This window comes from Streptomyces sp. SYSU D01066-1 (assembly GCF_054956795.1).
The window spans coordinates 91,747-107,715 of the sequence record NZ_JBUDHV010000006.1; the positions used below are offsets into that span (position 1 = coordinate 91,747).

General features: G+C 73.4%; 14 protein-coding genes. 2 read left to right on the forward strand and 12 right to left on the reverse strand.

Features of this window, described 5'->3' with window-relative positions:
- Window positions 1-63: 63 nt before the first annotated feature.
- From smc to ACY1JF_RS08320, 3 genes are all read right to left on the reverse strand, one after another.
- Window positions 64-3,618: a chromosome segregation protein SMC gene (smc, locus tag ACY1JF_RS08310; RefSeq protein ID WP_462704350.1), complete on the reverse strand. Its 3,555-nt coding sequence runs from the start codon at window positions 3,616-3,618 to the stop codon at window positions 64-66.
- A gap of 243 nt (window positions 3,619-3,861) precedes the next feature.
- Window positions 3,862-4,065 (reverse strand): hypothetical protein, encoded by a 204-nt coding sequence (locus tag ACY1JF_RS08315; RefSeq protein WP_030824772.1) that lies wholly within the window; start codon window positions 4,063-4,065, stop codon window positions 3,862-3,864.
- 380 nt (window positions 4,066-4,445) lie between these two features.
- Window positions 4,446-4,727 carry an acylphosphatase gene (locus ACY1JF_RS08320; protein ID WP_462704351.1) on the reverse strand — a complete coding sequence of 94 codons (282 nt, stop codon included), beginning with the start codon at window positions 4,725-4,727 and terminating at the stop codon, window positions 4,446-4,448.
- 160 nt (window positions 4,728-4,887) lie between these two features.
- Here ACY1JF_RS08320 and ACY1JF_RS08325 point away from each other — a divergent pair, with 160 nt between their 5' ends.
- The gene (locus ACY1JF_RS08325; protein ID WP_462704352.1) at window positions 4,888-6,048 is read left to right on the forward strand and encodes a CAP domain-containing protein; all 1,161 of its coding nucleotides are present in this window, start codon (window positions 4,888-4,890) and stop codon (window positions 6,046-6,048) included.
- A 54-nt stretch (window positions 6,049-6,102) separates the two neighbouring features.
- A complete protein-coding gene (locus tag ACY1JF_RS08330; RefSeq protein WP_462704354.1) occupies window positions 6,103-6,528 on the forward strand; it encodes a winged helix-turn-helix transcriptional regulator in 426 nt (141 codons plus the stop codon).
- On the opposite strand, the gene mutM is transcribed toward ACY1JF_RS08330, so the two are convergent.
- The 9 genes from mutM to ACY1JF_RS08375 form a co-directional block, all read right to left on the reverse strand.
- The gene (mutM, locus tag ACY1JF_RS08335) at window positions 6,518-7,378 is read right to left on the reverse strand and encodes a bifunctional DNA-formamidopyrimidine glycosylase/DNA-(apurinic or apyrimidinic site) lyase (RefSeq protein WP_462704355.1); all 861 of its coding nucleotides are present in this window, start codon (window positions 7,376-7,378) and stop codon (window positions 6,518-6,520) included. The genes ACY1JF_RS08330 and mutM overlap by 11 nt on opposite strands.
- 100 nt (window positions 7,379-7,478) lie before the next feature.
- Entirely contained in the window at window positions 7,479-8,339 is an 861-nt protein-coding gene (gene rnc, locus ACY1JF_RS08340; RefSeq protein WP_462704356.1) for a ribonuclease III, read from the reverse strand.
- 7 nt (window positions 8,340-8,346) lie between these two features.
- Entirely contained in the window at window positions 8,347-8,520 is a 174-nt protein-coding gene (gene rpmF / locus ACY1JF_RS08345; protein WP_003951102.1) for a 50S ribosomal protein L32, read from the reverse strand.
- A 2-nt stretch (window positions 8,521-8,522) separates the two neighbouring features.
- The gene (locus tag ACY1JF_RS08350) at window positions 8,523-9,173 is read right to left on the reverse strand and encodes a YceD family protein (protein WP_462704357.1); all 651 of its coding nucleotides are present in this window, start codon (window positions 9,171-9,173) and stop codon (window positions 8,523-8,525) included.
- 116 nt (window positions 9,174-9,289) lie between these two features.
- The gene (locus ACY1JF_RS08355; RefSeq protein WP_462704358.1) at window positions 9,290-10,447 is read right to left on the reverse strand and encodes an ATP synthase F0 subunit B; all 1,158 of its coding nucleotides are present in this window, start codon (window positions 10,445-10,447) and stop codon (window positions 9,290-9,292) included.
- A gap of 87 nt (window positions 10,448-10,534) precedes the next feature.
- Window positions 10,535-11,014: a pantetheine-phosphate adenylyltransferase gene (gene coaD / locus ACY1JF_RS08360; RefSeq protein ID WP_462704490.1), complete on the reverse strand. Its 480-nt coding sequence runs from the start codon at window positions 11,012-11,014 to the stop codon at window positions 10,535-10,537.
- A gap of 26 nt (window positions 11,015-11,040) precedes the next feature.
- Window positions 11,041-11,625, reverse strand: coding sequence for a 16S rRNA (guanine(966)-N(2))-methyltransferase RsmD (gene rsmD / locus ACY1JF_RS08365; protein WP_462704359.1), 585 nt, complete (start codon window positions 11,623-11,625; stop codon window positions 11,041-11,043).
- A gap of 107 nt (window positions 11,626-11,732) precedes the next feature.
- Complete coding sequence (recG, locus tag ACY1JF_RS08370; protein ID WP_462704360.1) at window positions 11,733-13,931, reverse strand: ATP-dependent DNA helicase RecG; 2,199 nt, start codon at window positions 13,929-13,931, stop codon at window positions 11,733-11,735.
- Between the two features lie 49 nt (window positions 13,932-13,980).
- Window positions 13,981-15,681: a DAK2 domain-containing protein gene (locus ACY1JF_RS08375; protein WP_462704361.1), complete on the reverse strand. Its 1,701-nt coding sequence runs from the start codon at window positions 15,679-15,681 to the stop codon at window positions 13,981-13,983.
- Between the last annotated feature and the right edge of the window lie 288 nt (window positions 15,682-15,969).

The following is a 15,969-nucleotide window of genomic DNA, read 5'->3' on the forward strand; positions in this document are numbered from 1 at the left end:
GAGATGGGCTCCGAGAAGGGCCGCAGAACGGGCCGGGCGGTGGGCCCGATGGCGGCCGTGCCGTCAGCGCAGCCGCTGGCTGATGACCTTGGACACGCCGTCGCCCTGCATGGACACGCCGTACAGCGCGTCGGCGACCTCCATGGTCCGCTTCTGGTGCGTGATCACGATCAGCTGCGACGCCTCCTGCAGCTCCTGCATGATCCGGATCAGCCGTTGCAGGTTGGTGTCGTCCAGCGCCGCCTCGACCTCGTCCATCACGTAGAACGGACTCGGCCGCGCCTTGAAGATCGACACCAGCAGCGCCACCGCGGTCAGCGACCGCTCCCCGCCGGACAGCAGCGACAGCCGCTTGACCTTCTTGCCCGGCGGCCGGGCCTCGACGTCCACACCTGTGGTGAGCATGTTGCCGGGATCGGTCAGCACCAGCCGCCCCTCCCCGCCGGGGAAGAGCCGGCCGAACACGCCCTCGAACTCCCGGGCGGTGTCCCAAAACGCCTCGCTGAAGACCTGCTCGACGCGCTCGTCGACCTCCCGGACCACCTGGAGCAGATCGGCGCGGGTTTTCTTCAGGTCCTCCAGCTGCTCGCTGAGGAACTGGTGCCGTTCCTCCAGCGCCGCGAACTCCTCCAGCGCCAGCGGATTGACCTTGCCGAGCTGCTGGTAGGCCCGCTCGGCGGCCTTGAGCCGCTTCTCCTGCTCGGCCCGCTGGTACGGCCGGGGCCGGTTGCGCGGGTGATCCGGGTCGTCGGGGAGTTCCTCGCCCTGGGCGGGGAGCGAGGGCGGCACCGCCTGGTGCGGGCCGTACTCGTCCACCAGTGCCGTCGGTTCCACACCGAGTTCCTCCAGCGCCTTGGTCTCCAGCTGCTCGATCCGCAGCCGTTTCTCGGCGCCGAGTACCTCGCCCCGGTGAACTGAATCCGTGAGCTTGTCGAGCTCGGCCTTGAGATCGCGCCCCGCGGCGCGGGCCGCGGCCAGCTCCTGTTCCCGCCGGGCCTTGGCGGCCTCGGCGGCGGTGCGCTCCGCGTCGGCGCGGGTGAGGGAGACCTCGACGTGCGCCAGCAGCTGGCGGGCACCCGAGGCGACCGCCCCCGCCACCGACGCCTCGTGGCGCAGCCGGGCCCGCCGCTGCTCGGCACGCGCGCGTGCCTCGCGTTCCGCGCGGGCGGCGCGGTCCAGCGAGTCGGCCCGTCCGGCCAGTCCCCTGACCCGCTCCTCGTGCGTACGGGCCTGCAGGCGGGCCTCCATCTCGGTCTGCCGGGCGTTGGCCCCGTCGGCGGCGAGCCGGTCCCGCCGGGAGCTGTCGGGTTCCTCCTCGGCCGGCGCCTCCTCGGCCGCCGCCAGCCGCTCGGCCAGCTCCTCGACGTCCGCGAGCGCCTGGTCCAGCGCCTGCTGCGCCCGCCCGGCCGCGGCGGCGGCCCGCTCGGCCTCGCCGGACGCGCCCCGGGCCTGCCCGGCGAGCCGCCCGAGCCGCTGGGCGACGGCCGACTTCTCCCGGTCGGCGGTCCGGCGCCGCTCCCCCAGCTCCTCCACCAGCGCGGCGCACTCCCGGCGCCGCTCCCCGGCGGCTTCCTGCGCCGCCGCCAGCTCCCCGCACCGCACGGCCAGCTCCGCCAGCTCGGCGGCGGCCTCGTCGACGGACGCCTGTACCTCGATCAGGCTCGGTGCCCCGGCCGATCCGCCCTGCGCGAGATGCGCGCCGAGCAGGTCGCCCTCCGCGGTGACGGCGGTCAGCTCCGGCCGCGCGTACACCAGTTCCTCGGCGTCCTCCAGGCTCTCCACGACGACGATCCCGCGCAGCAGCCGCCGTACCGCCGGCATCAGCCCCTCGGGCCCGCGCACCAGGTCGGCGGCGTACGGCGGCCCGTCTTCCCGCGGTGCGTGCGGTACGTCGTCACCGGCGCCGTCGATCAGCAGCGCGGCCCGCCCCGCGTCCTGCTTGCGCAACAGGCGGATGGCGTCGGCGGCGGCGGACGGGGAGGTCACGGCCAGGGCGTCGGCGGCGGCGCCGAACGCCGCGGCGAGCGGGACCTCGTGGCCCGGCGTGACGGTGAGCAGTTCGGCGGCCGGGCCGAGCAGCCCGGTCAGCCGGTCCCGCGCGGCGAGCAGCGCACCGGTGCCGTCCTTGCGGCGCAGGCCGAGGGCGAGGGCGTCGTGCCGGGCCTGGGTCGCGGCGCGGGAGCGCTCGGCCGCGGTGGCCGCCTCCCGGGCGGCGGTGAGGGCGGCCTCGGCCTCGGCGAGCCGCCGCCTCGCGGCCTCGTGCCGCTCGGCGAGTTCGTGGTCGTCGGCGTCGAGGCCGTCGACCTCGGCCTTCAGTGCCTCGTACTCCTCCTGGGCGGCGACGGCGCGTTCCCGGGACTCGTCGCGGGCGGCGGCCAGCCGTTCGATCTCGGCCTGGGCGGCGGCGGCGCGGGAGCGGGCGGCGCCGACCTGGCCGCTGAGCCGGGCGAGGCCCTCACGGCGGTCGGCGATGGCGCGGGCGGCGTCCTTGAGGCGGCGTTCCTCCTCGGCCAGCTCGCGTTCCAGCTCGGCGCGGTGGGCGACCGTGTCCTCCAGGGCACGCCGGGCCGCTTCCAGGGCGGCCTCCAGTTCGGCCTCCTGCTCCCGGACCCGGGCGGCCTCGCGCTCCAGGTCCTCGGGGTCCCGGCCCCGGCGCTCCTCCGGGGGCGCAAAGGTGGCGCTCCTCACCCGCGCCTCGGCCAGCGATACCGTGCCGCGCACCCGTTCGGCCAGCTGGGACAGCTCGTACCAGGTCTGCTGGGCGCGCTGGAGCCGCGGGGTGAGCCGGCGCACCTCGTCCTCCAGGAGCGCCTCGCGGCGCAGCGCCCGGCCCAGGTCCCGCTCGGCGGCCTCCTTGCGTTCCCTGAGCGCGGCCTCGTCGGCGATCTCGGCGGCCAGCGCCTCCCGCAGCCGTACGAGGTCGTCGGCGAGGAGCCGGAGGCGGGCGTCACGGAGGTCGGCCTGGATGACGGCGGCCCGCCGCGCGACCGCCGCCTGGCGGCCCAGTGGCTTGAGCTGGCGGCGCAGCTCGTCGGTCAGGTCCTGGACGCGGGCGAGGTTGGCCTTCATCGCCTCCAGCTTCCGCAGCGCCTTCTCCTTGCGCTTGCGGTGCTTGAGGACGCCGGCCGCCTCCTCGATGAAGGCGCGGCGGCCGGTGGGATCGGCGTGCAGCACGGAGTCGAGCTGGCCCTGGCCGACGATGACGTGCATCTCCCGGCCGATGCCGGAGTCGGAGAGCAGTTCCTGGATGTCGAGCAGCCGGCAGGTGTCGCCGTTGATCTGGTACTCGCTGCCGCCGTTGCGGAACATGATCCGCGTGATGGTGACCTCGGCGTACTCGATGGGCAGCGCCCCGTCGGAGTTGTCGATGGTCAGCGACACCTCGGCGCGGCCGAGCGGCGGGCGGCCGGTGGTGCCGGCGAAGATGACGTCCTCCATCTTGCCGCCGCGCAGCGACTTGGCGCCCTGTTCGCCCATGACCCAGCTGAGCGCGTCCACGACGTTGGACTTGCCCGAGCCGTTCGGTCCGACGACGCACGTGATCCCCGGCTCGAACCGGAGCGTGGTCGCCGAGGCGAACGACTTGAACCCGCGCAGGGTCAGGGCCTTCAGGTGCACGCCGCCGGACTCTACCTTCCGGAGGAGTCCCACTCCATGAACGCTTGGACCCCCGCGGTTTCACCGTTGAACGCGCAGGGCACACCAGACGTTAAAGAAGCTGAGGGCGCCGAAGAAGCCGAGGGCGCCGCGGGGGAGGCAAAAAAGAAGGGACGCCGAAGCGTCCCTTGCAATTCTGAGCAACCGAGCGGCTGTACGGGCAGCCCGACCACTGCTGGTGCTGTTCGTGGAGCGTCGCAGTGATCAGGTCAGCGCAGGCTCCGCCTGGTGTGCGTCAACGCTCTCCATGATCCTGTCGTGAGACGCGGCAGCCGCCAGCGCGTCCTTCTCCGCCTGGATCCGTACGAGCTCGGATTCCAGGTCCTGGACACGCTGCTGAAGCCGTCGCATCTCGGCGAGGAGTCGCGGGTCGGAGCCGCCGACGTAACCGAGAAGCGCCTTTGCCATGATGGATGGTCCTCCACAATGAGTGACCGACCGATGCGGTGTGGGTCGTGAGGGATTCGCGCACCCGCGATGCTTGGCACTTCGGGTCCTGCTGCCGTTCAACCATGCCAAACAGCTAAGGTGCGCGGGGCTTTCAGCGTCTCACCAAAAAGTTTGACGGTCAACACGATCACGCCCCGTATTGACGCATGGCCCGGCGCGCGCGGCCGGGGAACGGCGGCGCTGCGACTCCTGCGGGCCCGTCGGGGCGTGGCGCCGATCCTGCCGTGCGGAGCCCGTTATGGCAAGCGGTTCTCGGCAACCACCTGCTCCTTTTCCCTCCGGGCGGCTCCCGGAGGGCGCCCCCGGCGGCCCTGCGGGAGTCCACCGGGGGCCGGGGGTCACCGGACGGCGAAGCCGTCGTAGCCGCCGCGGGGTGTGTCCCAGATCTCGGTGACGCCGTCCACGCGGCCGGGCGTGTCGTCGCCGCGCAGCCAGTCCAGGAGCCCCTCGCAGCGCCCTTTGGGCCCCTCCGCGACCACCTGGACGCGTCCGTCGTCCAGATTGAGAGCAAAACCACTCAGCTCGCCCAGCTCCAGTGCCCTCGCCCGCGTGAACCAGCGGAAACCCACACCCTGGACGTGTCCGCGCACCCAGGCGACCAGCCGTACATCCTCGCTCATGGAGGCAACCTAACGGGCCGGTACCCCTGTGAGCACCTCCTCCCCCAGGGCCATGCGGTACCGTCCCGACCCAATGAATCTCATCCGAAACTCACCCGACCGTGTGGGTTTCGTGTGGATCAGGAGACGAGTCGACCGCGAGGACGAGGAAGGCCAGTACATGGGACGCCACCGACGCTCCGCCGCCGGCCGCACCGGAGGAGCCGCGCAGCCGGGCGGTCCCGGAGCACGGGACCACGACCCGCAGGCCCCTTGCCCGGGGGACGTTCCCGCGCGGGGGACCGCTCCCTACCTGAACCCGGAGGCGTACGCCGAGGCCCGCGCCAGGAGCGACGCCTACCTGTTCGGCACGGACGACCGGGCCGGCGCCACGGTCGCCTTCTCCTCCGACGGTCCGCCGCCCGGGGGCCCCGCCGGCGCGCAGGGCCCCGAGGCGGTGGGCGGCGGCCGGTGGCCGGGGTTCCGGCGCCGCCGGAAGAGGGCGGGCTCGGCCCCGGTCCGCGTCGGCCTGCTGGGCGTCTCGGCCGCCGTCGCGCTCGGCGCGGTCGCGGTGACCACGGGAGCGGTGCCCGGCCTCGACGGCCTGCGGATCGGCCAGGGCCCGGGCGGCGGCGGCGCGGTACGGGCCGCGGACTCGCCGGGCAGCACGCCCAGTGGGCAGGGCGGCACCTCGGGCGGTGTCACCGGCGACGAGGAGTCCGCCGAATCCGGCGCCGGCCGCTCGGCCTCGCCCTCGCCCGGGAAGACCACCGCCTCCCCCAGCGCCTCCGCCTCGAAGACGCCGTCCGCCGCCGCCTCGCCCTCGCCGGGGAAGACCACCGCCGAGCCGAAGCAGCCGGCGGCGACCGCGAGCGGGAGGACGGGGGCCACCCCGTCGCGTACGGCCGCGGAGGAACCGCGGGAGTCGCAGGCGGCGACCGACCGGTCCGTCACGGTCTCCCGGGCGACCGCCGCCGGGGCCGAGGTGCTCAGCCTCGTCAACGAGGAGCGGGCCAAGGCCGGCTGCACCCCGGTCGCCGCCGACAGCGCGCTGACCGGACTGGCGGAGGAGTTCAGCGAGGCCATGGCCGCGCAGGGCTTCTTCGGCCACACCGACCCGAGCGGCGCCACCCCGTGGGACCGGGCCGAAGCGGCCGGGATAACCAACCTCGGCGGCGAGAACATAGCCCGCGGCCAGGCGGACGCGGCGGCGGTGATGGACGCCTGGATGAACAGCCAGGGCCACCGGGCCAACATCCTGAACTGCGACTTCCGGACGCTGGGCGTCGGTGTGCACTTCGGCTCCGGCGGCCCCTGGTGGACCCAGGACTTCGGCTACTAGCCGGCCGGTCCGCGCCGTCTGCGGGGCGGCGCTGTGCTGCCGTACGCTGAAGCCATGTCGACCACGCAGGAGCGCACGCGGGGGCGGGACCTCCCGTACGACGTGTTCTCCCGGGGCTGCCCCTCGCGCGACACGCTGGAGCATGTCACCGGGCGCTGGGGCGCGCTCACCCTCGGGGCCCTCTCCGAGGGCTCGTTCCGCTTCAACGAACTGCGGCGCCGGGTGGACGGCGTCAGCGAGAAGATGCTCTCCCAGACGCTGCACGCGCTGGAGCGCGACGGCCTGGTGCACCGCGAGGCCCAGCCGACCAACCCGCCCCGCGTCGACTACGAGCTGACCCCGCTGGGCCGGGAGACGGCCCGGCGGCTGGTGGCCCTCATCGAGTGCCTCGAGGGCAGCATGGACGAGGTGCTGGCGGCCCGCGAGCGCTATGACGCCGAGCGCGCCGCGCGGCCGGACCGGGGCTGTCCTAGGCCGTGACCCGCGGCGGACGCTGGCACTTGGGGCAGTAGTAGCTGGAGCGGTTCATCCACGGCCGGCGGCGCATCGGCGTGGCGCAGCGGCCGCAGGGCAGTCCCTCGCGGCCGTACGCGTCCAGCGACCGGTCGAAGTAGCCGGACTCCCCGTTGACGTTGACGTACAGGCTGTCGAAGCTGGTGCCGCCGACGGCGAGGGCCGCGTTCATCACGTCCCGGACGTGGCCGAGGAGTTCGAGGGTGCGGGGCCTGGTGAAGGTCGCCGTGGGACGGTCGTAGTGCAGGCGGGAGCGCCACAGCGCCTCGTCCGCGTAGATGTTGCCGACGCCGCTGATCAGTGACTGGTCGAGCAGGGCCCGTTTGATGGTGGTGCGCTTGCGGCGCAGCGCCCGGTGGAACGCCTCGTCGTCGAAGAGCGGGTCGAGGGGGTCGCGGGCGATGTGCGCGATGACGTCGGGCAGGCCGTCGGGCGAGGTGTCGTGCAGCGACAGACCGCCGAAGGTGCGCTGGTCGACGAAGCGCAGCTCGGTGCCGAGGGCGTCGGCGAAGCGCACCCGGACGCGCAGGTGTTTCTCGGCCGGGGCCTCGTGCGGCTGGACCAGCAGCTGGCCGCTCATGCCGAGGTGGGCCAGGACCGCCTGACCGCTGTCCTCCAGCGGCAGCCAGAGGTACTTGCCGCGGCGGCTGGGCACGCCGACGCGGTGGCCCTTCAGACGCCGGGCGAAGTCGTCGGCGCCGGCCAGGTGACGGCGTACGGCGCGGGGGTGCAGGACGTCGGCGTCGGCGACGGTCCGGTGGGCGACCCACCGCTGCAGGCCGCGCCGGACGACCTCGACCTCGGGCAGCTCGGGCATGTGTTCTCCCGGTGCGGGACGGGCGGGGACGGTGTGACGGCCCGAGCGCCCGTCCCCGGGCGGGGACGGGCGCTCGGGCCGCTCGTCTTCTCGAAGCGGATCAGGCTCGGACGGAGGGCGAGGGCACCTCGGCGCTCTCCACGGCGGCCTTGGCTTCCTCGGCCGCCTCGGCCTCGGCCTGGACCGCCTCGGCCTGGACCGCCTCGGTCTTGGCCGCCTCGGCGCGCTCGTCCGCCGCGGCCCGGATGGACCGCCACGCGGACTCGGCGGCCTGCTGCTCCGCTTCCTTCTTGCTGCGGCCGGTGCCGGTGCCGTACGAGACGCCTCCGACGCGGGCGGCAGCAGTGAAGGTCTTCTCGTGGTCGGGACCGGTCTCCGTGACCAGGTACTCGGGGACGCCGAGCCCTTCGGTCGCGGTCAGCTCCTGGAGACTGGTCTTCCAGTCCAGGCCGGCGCCGAGGTTGGAGGACTTCTCGATCAGGGGGTCGAACAGACGGTGCACCAGCTCCGCCGCCGCGTCCAGGCCCTGGTCGAGGTAGACCGCGCCGATCACCGCTTCCAGGGTGTCGGCGAGGATGGATGCCTTGTCCCGGCCGCCCGTGCCCTCTTCACCGCGGCCGAGCCGGATGAAGGAGCCCAGTTCCAGCCCGCGGCCGACCTCCGCCAGCGCGCGCGAGTTGACCACCGCGGCCCGCAACTTGGCCAGCTGGCCCTCGGGCAGGTCGGGGTGGGTGCGGTACAGCGTGTCGGTGACGACGAGACCGAGCACGGAGTCCCCGAGGAACTCCAGCCGCTCGTTCGTCGGCAGACCGCCGTTCTCGTACGCGTAGGAACGGTGGGTCAGCGCGCGCACCAGAAGGGCGGACTCGAGCTTGTACCCGAGCCGCCCTTCCAGAAGCGTGTGGGACGAGGCCTGGTGCTCCGCAGAGTTCTTCTTCGGCGTGGACACAGTGCCTCTCACCAGCCGCTCAGACCTCGAGGACCTGGCGCTTGTTGTAGGTGCCGCACGACGGGCACGCGATGTGCTGCTGCTTGGGCTCGTGGCAGCGCTCGCACGCAACCAGGGTGGGGACCGCAGCCTTCCACTGCGACCGGCGGTGGCGCGTGTTGCTGCGCGACATCTTCCGCTTCGGAACAGCCACGGCTACTTCTCCTGCTTCTCGTCGACGCCCGCTTCCGCTTCGGCGCCGCTCATCTCGTCCTTCTCGCCGTCTCCGAGTGAACCGGCGAGTCCCTGCAATGCCGCCCAACGGATGTCGACGGCGTCATGGTGGTGGTCCGGGTCGTCCGCCAGGCGCACGCCGCACTCGGCGCACAGTCCCGGGCAGTCTTCCTGGCACACCGGCTGCATCGGCAGTGCGAGCACCACCGCATCACGCAGCAGCGGTTCGAGGTCGAACAGGCCGTCCTCGAGGAAGAACCTCTCCTCGTCGTCCTCGGCGTCGTCGCCCGGTTCCGCGATCACGCGGCCCCGGTCGTCGGCGTCAGGGTACGAGAAGAGTTCCTGGAAGTCCGCTTCGAGCTCCAGCTCGACCGGCTCCAGACACCTTACGCACTCCCCCTCGGCCGCGGCACGGGCGGTGCCCGTGACGAGCACCCCCTCCATGACCGACTCCAGCCGGAGCTCCAGCTCCACCGGGGCGCCTTCCGGCACTCCGATGACTCCCTTGAGACCGAGGTCCCGGGGAGCGTCGACCGTGCGGGTCAGGCGCTGCAGCGCACCAGGACGCCGTCCCAGCTCGTGCGTGTCGAACACGAGGGGGTTGCGGTGGTCGAGGCGGGCGTTCAGAGCCATTCCAACTTTCGATCTCAGAGCTTGTGCTTCGTCACTGCGGACAGCGCGGATCGCGTAGCTACACACGACCGAAGAACCAGAGTACTGGACCTTTCCCCCACCGCCCAATCCGGTGGCTACAGCCCGCGGCCCTGCTCGTAGGCCCTCAACTGCTCCGCGCTGATCATGCTGGTGTCGAAGAGGCTGGTCTCGTCGAGGGCCTGGGCGGACTGCTGGGGGTCGTAGGCGGGCTGCCGCTCCTCGTACCCGGGCTGCTGGGGGTCGTAGGCGGGCTGCTGGGGGGCGTACCCCTGCTGCTGGCCGTCGTAGCCCTGGAAGGGGGCACCGTCCGCCGGAGCGTAGCCGGAGGCGGTGGAGTAGGGATCGGCCTGCTGGTAGCCGTACGCGTCCTGCTGGCCGGCGTAGGTCTGCTGCGGGTAGCCGCCGTACGGGTCGGGCTGCTGCTGGGCGTAGCCGTACGCGGTCTGCTCGGCCGGGGCCGCCTGGGCCGCGGCCGCCGCCTGCTGCTGCTCGGCGTACTCCTGCTGCCGGGTCTGCTCGGCGGCGGCGTCGCTGTCGGCGAGGGCGGCCAGGTCGGCGAGGTAGTCGGCGTCACTGGAGTGCTGGCGGGTGGTGGTGTCGTCGGCGAGGGCGCCGAGGTCGTCGGTGGCGATCCGGCCGTGCAGCTTCTGCCGGCCGCGGCCGACCGCCTCCAGGGTCTTGGCCAGCACCGCCTCGAAGGCGCCCAGCTTGACGTCGACGTAGGCGTCGGCGTCGCGGCGCAGGGTCTCCGGGTCGTGGCTGCGCTCGGGGGCGTCCTCGTCCTCGTAGCCGTTCTCGTCGGTGCCCGGGCCGGTGCCGAGGAGCTTCTCGCGGCCCCGGCCCACCGAGCCGAGCGTCTTGGTGAGGACGACCTCGAAGTTGGCGAGTTTGGAGTCGACGTAGTCGTCGGCCTCGGCGCGGATCTCCTCGGCCTCGCGGCGGGCCTCGGTGAGGATGCGGTCGGCCTCCGCCTGGGAGCGGCGGACGATCTCCATGTCGGAGATCAGGGAGCCGCGCTCGGCGTGCGCGCTCTCGATGATCCGCTCGGCCTCCCGGCGGGCCTGCTCCACCATCTGCTCGCGGTCGCCGATCAGCTCCTGGGCCTGGGCGAGGGAACCGGGCAGCGCGGCCCGCACCTCTTCCAGCAGGGAGAGCAGCTCGGCCCGGTTGACCACGCAGGAGGCCGACATGGGCATGGATCGGGCGCCGGAGACCGTCGAGACGATCTCGTCCAGCTTCTTCTGCACGTCCACCGTGTGCTCGCCACTTCCTGCTGCTGTGTTGGAGACGGACGGGACGACTGTACGGCTCCGGGGCGTGCTCCGGACACCGCCCCGGGGTCAGTCCTCGCGCAGCCGTTCGGCGAGGGCGTCGTGGACCAGCGGGGGCACCAGGTGGGAGACGTCGCCGCCCCAGGTCGCGACCTCCTTGACCAGCGAGGAGGACAGGAAGCTGTAGGTGGGGTTGGTGGGCATGAAGAGGGTCTCCACGCCCGAGAGCCCGTTGTTCATCTGGGCCATCTGGAGTTCGTAGTCGAAGTCGCTGACCGCGCGCAGGCCCTTGACGATGGCCGGGATCCCGCGCTCCTTGCAGAAGTCGACGAGGAGGCCGTGGAAGGATTCCACGCGCACGTTGCCGTACTCGGCGGTCACCCGGCCGATGAGGTCGATCCGCTCCTCGACGGCGAACAGGCCCTTCTTCGACTGGTTGATCATCACCGCGACGTAGACCTCGTCGTACAGCCTGGAGGCACGGGAGATGATGTCCAGATGTCCGTTGGTGATCGGGTCGAACGACCCGGGACAGACGGCGCGGCGCACTTGGGATCCCTCGCTCTCGAGTCCGGTCATCGTGCGTCTTCGCACGTAGAGGCGGCGCGACCGTACCAAAACGTTCCCTCGCCATAGCGACGGGCCCGCATCGCGTCGAACCCCTCCGGCCACCGGAACTCCCCGCCCCTGGTGCTCCGCTCCACGGTGACGAGCGCGTCGTCCGCGAACCAGCCCTGGGCACGGAGTGTGAGCAGGATCTCCCGGAGATCGCCGTCGGACACGGCGTACGGCGGGTCCAGGAAGACCAGGTCGTACGGGTCGTCCGGCGGGGTCTGGACGATCTGCTGGGCCTTGCCCGCCCGCACCTCGGCGCCGGGCAGGCCGAGCGCCCGCACGTTCTCCCGGACGGTGCGGACCGCCCGCGCGTCGGCTTCCACGAGCAGGACGTGGCCGGCGCCCCGGGAGAGGGCTTCCAGGCCGACGGCGCCGGAGCCGGCGTACAGGTCGAGGACCCGCTCGCCGTCCAGGGGGCCGCCGAGGAGGGCCTGCCAGGTGGAGAAGAGGCCCTCGCGGGCGCGGTCGGAGGTGGGGCGCGTGCCGTTCCCCGGCGGGACGGCTAGGCGGCGTCCGCCGGCTTCACCGGCGATCACGCGGGTCATCTGTGGTCCTTGGGTGTGGGCGGCTTTCGGTTCCAGTGTGGCTTGTCGCGCTCGCACGGCGGCAGCCGCGTACCGCGCACTGCCCCGCGTCCCTGGGCGGGCGTCCTCTACCCCTTCTCCAAGTACCGCTCCCTCTCCTCGTCCAGCAGGGCGTCCAGGGCCGTGCGCAGGCCGGGGAGGGTCGTCAGCTCCGGGTCGGCCGCCACGAGCGCCGCCGCCTCCTGCCGGGCCTCCGCGATGATCTCCTCGTCCTCGATGACCGCCAGCACCCTGAGGGACGTACGGGCCCCGGACTGGGCCTGGCCCAGGACGTCGCCCTCGCGGCGCTGTTCCAGGTCGATGCGGGAGAGCTCGAAGCCGTCCAGGGTGGAGGCGACCGCGTTCAGCCGCTGGCGGGCGGCGCTGGCCTCGGGCATCTCGGTGACCAGCAGGCACAGGCCGGGGGCCGCGCCGCGGCCGACCCGGCCGCGCAGCTGGTGCAGCTGGGAGACGCCGAAGCGGTCCGCGTCCATGATCACCATGACGGTGGCGTTGGGGACGTTGACGCCGACCTCGATGACGGTGGTGGCGACCAGGACGTCGGTCTCGCCCGCCGCGTAGCGGCGCATGACGGCGTCCTTGTCGTCGGGCTGCATCCGGCCGTGCAGGACCTCGACCCTGAGGCCGCTCAGCGGTCCCTTGGCCAAGTGGTCGGCGACGTCGAGGACGGCGAGCGGGGGCCGCTTGTCGCCCTCGCCCTCCGCCGGCCTGCCCTTCTTGGGCGTGTCCTCCTCGTCGCCGATCCGGGGGCAGACCACGTACGCCTGGTGGCCGTTCTCCACCTCCTCGCGCACCCGGTCCCAGGCGCGGGCCAGGAAGTGCGGTTTGTCGGCGGCGGGGACGACATGGCTGGCGATCGGGGAGCGGCCGGCCGGGAGCTGGTCCAGGACGGAGGTCTCCAGGTCGCCGAAGACGGTCATGGCGACCGTGCGCGGAATGGGCGTGGCGGTCATGACCAGCAGGTGCGGCGGCTGCTTGCCCTTGCCGCGCAGGGCGTCGCGCTGCTCGACGCCGAACCGGTGCTGTTCGTCGACGACGACCAGGCCCAGGTCGTGGAAGTGGACCTTGTCCTCGATCAGCGCGTGGGTGCCGATGACGATGCCGGCCTCGCCGGTGGCCAGGTCGAGCATGGCCCGGCGGCGGGCGGCGGCGCCCATCGAGCCGGTGAGCAGCACGACCTTGGTGGCGTGCTCGGAGCCGCCCAGCATTCCGCCCTCGGCCAGCTCGCCCATCATCTCCACCACCGACCGGTGGTGCTGCTGGGCCAGCACCTCGGTCGGCGCGAGCATCGCGGCCTGTCCCCCGGCGTCGACGACGGCGAGCATGGCGCGCAGGGCGACCATGGTCTTGCCCGAGCCGACCTCTCCCTGCAGCAGCCGGTGCATCGGGTGGTCGGTGGCGAGGTCGTCGAAGATCTCGCGGGAGACCTTCCGCTGTCCCTCGGTGAGGGTGAAGGGGAGGCGGTCGTCGAAGGCGGCCAGCAGGCCGTCGGGCCCGGGCTCGCGCGGGACGGCGGGGAGCTGGGCGTCGGCGTGCCGGCGGCGGGCCAGGGCGACCTGGAGGACGAACGCCTCGTCCCACTTCAGGCGGGCGCGGGCGTCGGCGACGTCGGCCTGGGTGTGCGGGCGGTGGATCTTGAGCAGGGCCTCGGGGAGGGAGACCAGGCCGCGTCCCTCGCGCAGGGGGGCGGGGAGCGGGTCGACGGCCTCCTGGGCGGCGGGCAGCACCGTCTGGATCGCCTTGGCGAGCTTCCAGGACTCCAGCTTGGCGGTGGCGGGGTAGAGCGGGATGAGGGCGCCGGCCCAGCTCTCCACCGTCTCCTCCGCGTCGCCGCGCAGCAACTCGTAGGCCGGATGGGCCAGTTGCAGCCTGCGGTTGAAGACGGAGACCTTGCCGGCGAACATCGCGCGGGTGCCCGGCAGCAGTTCCTTGTGGGGTTTGTGGACGCCGTTGCCGAAGAAGACCAGCGCGAGCCGGCCGCTGCCGTCGGTGATGGTCACTTCGAGGCGCTGCCCCTTGCCGCGCGGGGCCTTGGCCGACGCGAACGTGTGCAGGCGGGCGTCGGCGACCTGGGCGACCACCGTGACGTGCTCGTCCATGGGGAGGTCGGCGAGGTGGGTGAGCTGCCCGCGCTCCTCGTATCTGCGCGGGTAGTGGTGGAGCAGGTCACCGACGGTGTGCAGGCCGAGGTGCTCGGCCATCACCTTCGCGGTGGCGGGGCCGAGCACCTTCTTCAGGGGTTCTCGCAGTGCGGGCACGAGATCCATTGCACACCACGGCACTGACAACGACCGTCCCGCCCGCCCGGATACTCCGCTACTCCACGCCGATCAGCAGCAGCGACCCCTGCCGGCCGCCCCGGTAGACCACCGTGTCCACCGCGAGGTACGCCTCCCTGACCCGGCGCTCCAGGTGGCCGGCGACGCCCTCGGGGGCGTCGTCGCCGAGGACGAGGGTGACCAGTTCGCCGCCGGCCGCCAGCATCCGGTCGAGCACGGTCGTCGCGGTGGCGGTCACGTCGGAGCCGATCACCGCCACGTCGCCGTCGACCAGGCCGAGGACGTCCCCGGCCTGGCAGATGCCGGCCGTCGTCCACGCCTGGCGTTCGGCGACGGCCACCTCCGCGTACCGGGTCGCGCCGGCCGCCGAGGTCATCGCCACGACGTCCTCGTCGAAGCGCCGGCCCGGCTCGTGCACGGCGAGCGCGGCGATGCCCTGGACCGCGGAGCGGGTCGGGATGAGGGCGACCCGGACGCCCTCCGCCCGGACCTGGTCGGCGGCCGCGGCGGCGGTGTGCCGCAGTTCGGCGTCGTTCGGCAGCAGGACCACCTCGTGCGCGTGCGCCCGGCGGACGGCCTCGGCCAGCTCGCCGCTGGCGGGCGGCTCCCCCGGACGCGCCAGCACGGCCCGCGCCCCGGCCCGCGTGCAGAGCCCGGCCAGTCCCTCGCCGGGCACCACCGCCACCACGGCCCGCTGGGTCCGCTCCCGGGGCGGGCGTCCGGCTCTGGCGGTGTGCGCGTCACCCCGGCCGAAGTGGGTGATCCGGATGCGGTACGGCCGGCCCGCCTCGACGCCCGCCTCCACGGCGGCCCCCGCGTCGTCGACGTGCACGTGGACGTTCCACAGGCCGTCCCCGCCGACCACGACCAGGGAGTCCCCGAGGGCGTCCAGCCGCTGCCGCAGCCGCGCGACGGCCGCGTCCTCGGCCTCCAGGAGGTAGATCACCTCGAAGGCGGGGCCGCCCTCGCCCGACGGGCACTCCCCGTCGGCCGCCGTCCCCTCCCGGGGCACGCGCGCGTGCCCCGTCCGCGCCGCCGGGGGCGTCTCCCCGGTGAGCGTCTGCACCAGTGCCGCGAGCACCGTCACCAGGCCGTGCCCGCCCGCGTCGACCACTCCGGCGCGCTTCAGCGCGGGCAGCTGCCCCGGGGTCGCGGCCAGCGCCGCCCGGGCACCCTCGTAGGCCGCCCGGGCCACGGCGTCGCAGCCGCCCTCCGCGCGGTCCGCCGCGTCGGCGGCGGCCGAGGCGACGGTCAGGACCGTGCCCTCGACCGGGTGGGCGACCGCCTGCCGGGCGGAGTCGGCCGCGCGGCGCAGCGCGAGCCGCAGCTCGGGCGCCCCGGCCCGCGCCCCCTCGGGGCACGGCTCCCCGGCACGCTGCTCCCGTCCCCGCTCCCCGAGCACCTGCGCCATGCCGCGCAGCAACTGCGCCAGGATCGTCCCCGAGTTGCCCCGGGCACCGATCAGCGCACCGTGCGCCATCGCCCGCGCGGCCTCCGCCAGCGAGGGCCCCCGGCCGGCCCCGGCGTCCCCCGCCTCGTGCCCCGAGAACACCGCCTCCACCGCCGCCGCGGCCGACTCCACCGTCAGGTACAGGTTGGTGCCGGTGTCCCCGTCGGCGACCGGGTAGACGTTGATCGCGTCGATCTCCTCGCGCGCCCGTCCCAGCCCGCTCAGCGCCAGACCGCACCAGGTACGCACCGCCAGAGCGTCGAAGAACCTCTGCGGCACCTGCGCCACCTGCGCCTCCCTGAACTGCTGGACCCACGGGGCCCGGGGCCTGGACGTGGCACGCAGCGTAGACCCCGGGGCGGCGTCCGCCGGAACAGGGCCGGAACAGGGCGGAGCAGGAGCCTGATCAGGCATGGTAGTTTCGTTGTACGGACGCAGTCGTTGTATGCTGCTCCGGTTGCCCGATCCCGATCGGGCCATTCCCCCTGGCACCGCCATTCAGATCACGGTCGCTCGCGAGAGCCCGAGACCTTGATCCCGGCATGCCGGGATCAACCGTAAGTGCATCTGAAGTCT

Bases quoted from the DNA above. Each gene is read 5' to 3' on its own strand.
- rsmD (WP_462704359.1), bottom strand. From the start codon at position 11,625: ATGACCCGCGTGATCGCCGGTGAAGCCGGCGGACGCCGCCTAGCCGTC.
- recG (WP_462704360.1), bottom strand. From the start codon at position 13,931: ATGGATCTCGTGCCCGCACTGCGAGAACCCCTGAAGAAGGTGCTCGGC.
- mutM (WP_462704355.1), bottom strand. From the start codon at position 7,378: ATGCCCGAGCTGCCCGAGGTCGAGGTCGTCCGGCGCGGCCTGCAGCGG.
- ACY1JF_RS08350 (WP_462704357.1), bottom strand. From the start codon at position 9,173: ATGGCTCTGAACGCCCGCCTCGACCACCGCAACCCCCTCGTGTTCGAC.
- ACY1JF_RS08315 (WP_030824772.1), bottom strand. From the start codon at position 4,065: ATGGCAAAGGCGCTTCTCGGTTACGTCGGCGGCTCCGACCCGCGACTC.
- ACY1JF_RS08330 (WP_462704354.1), top strand. From the start codon at position 6,103: ATGTCGACCACGCAGGAGCGCACGCGGGGGCGGGACCTCCCGTACGAC.
- ACY1JF_RS08325 (WP_462704352.1), top strand. From the start codon at position 4,888: ATGGGACGCCACCGACGCTCCGCCGCCGGCCGCACCGGAGGAGCCGCG.
- ACY1JF_RS08320 (WP_462704351.1), bottom strand. From the start codon at position 4,727: ATGAGCGAGGATGTACGGCTGGTCGCCTGGGTGCGCGGACACGTCCAG.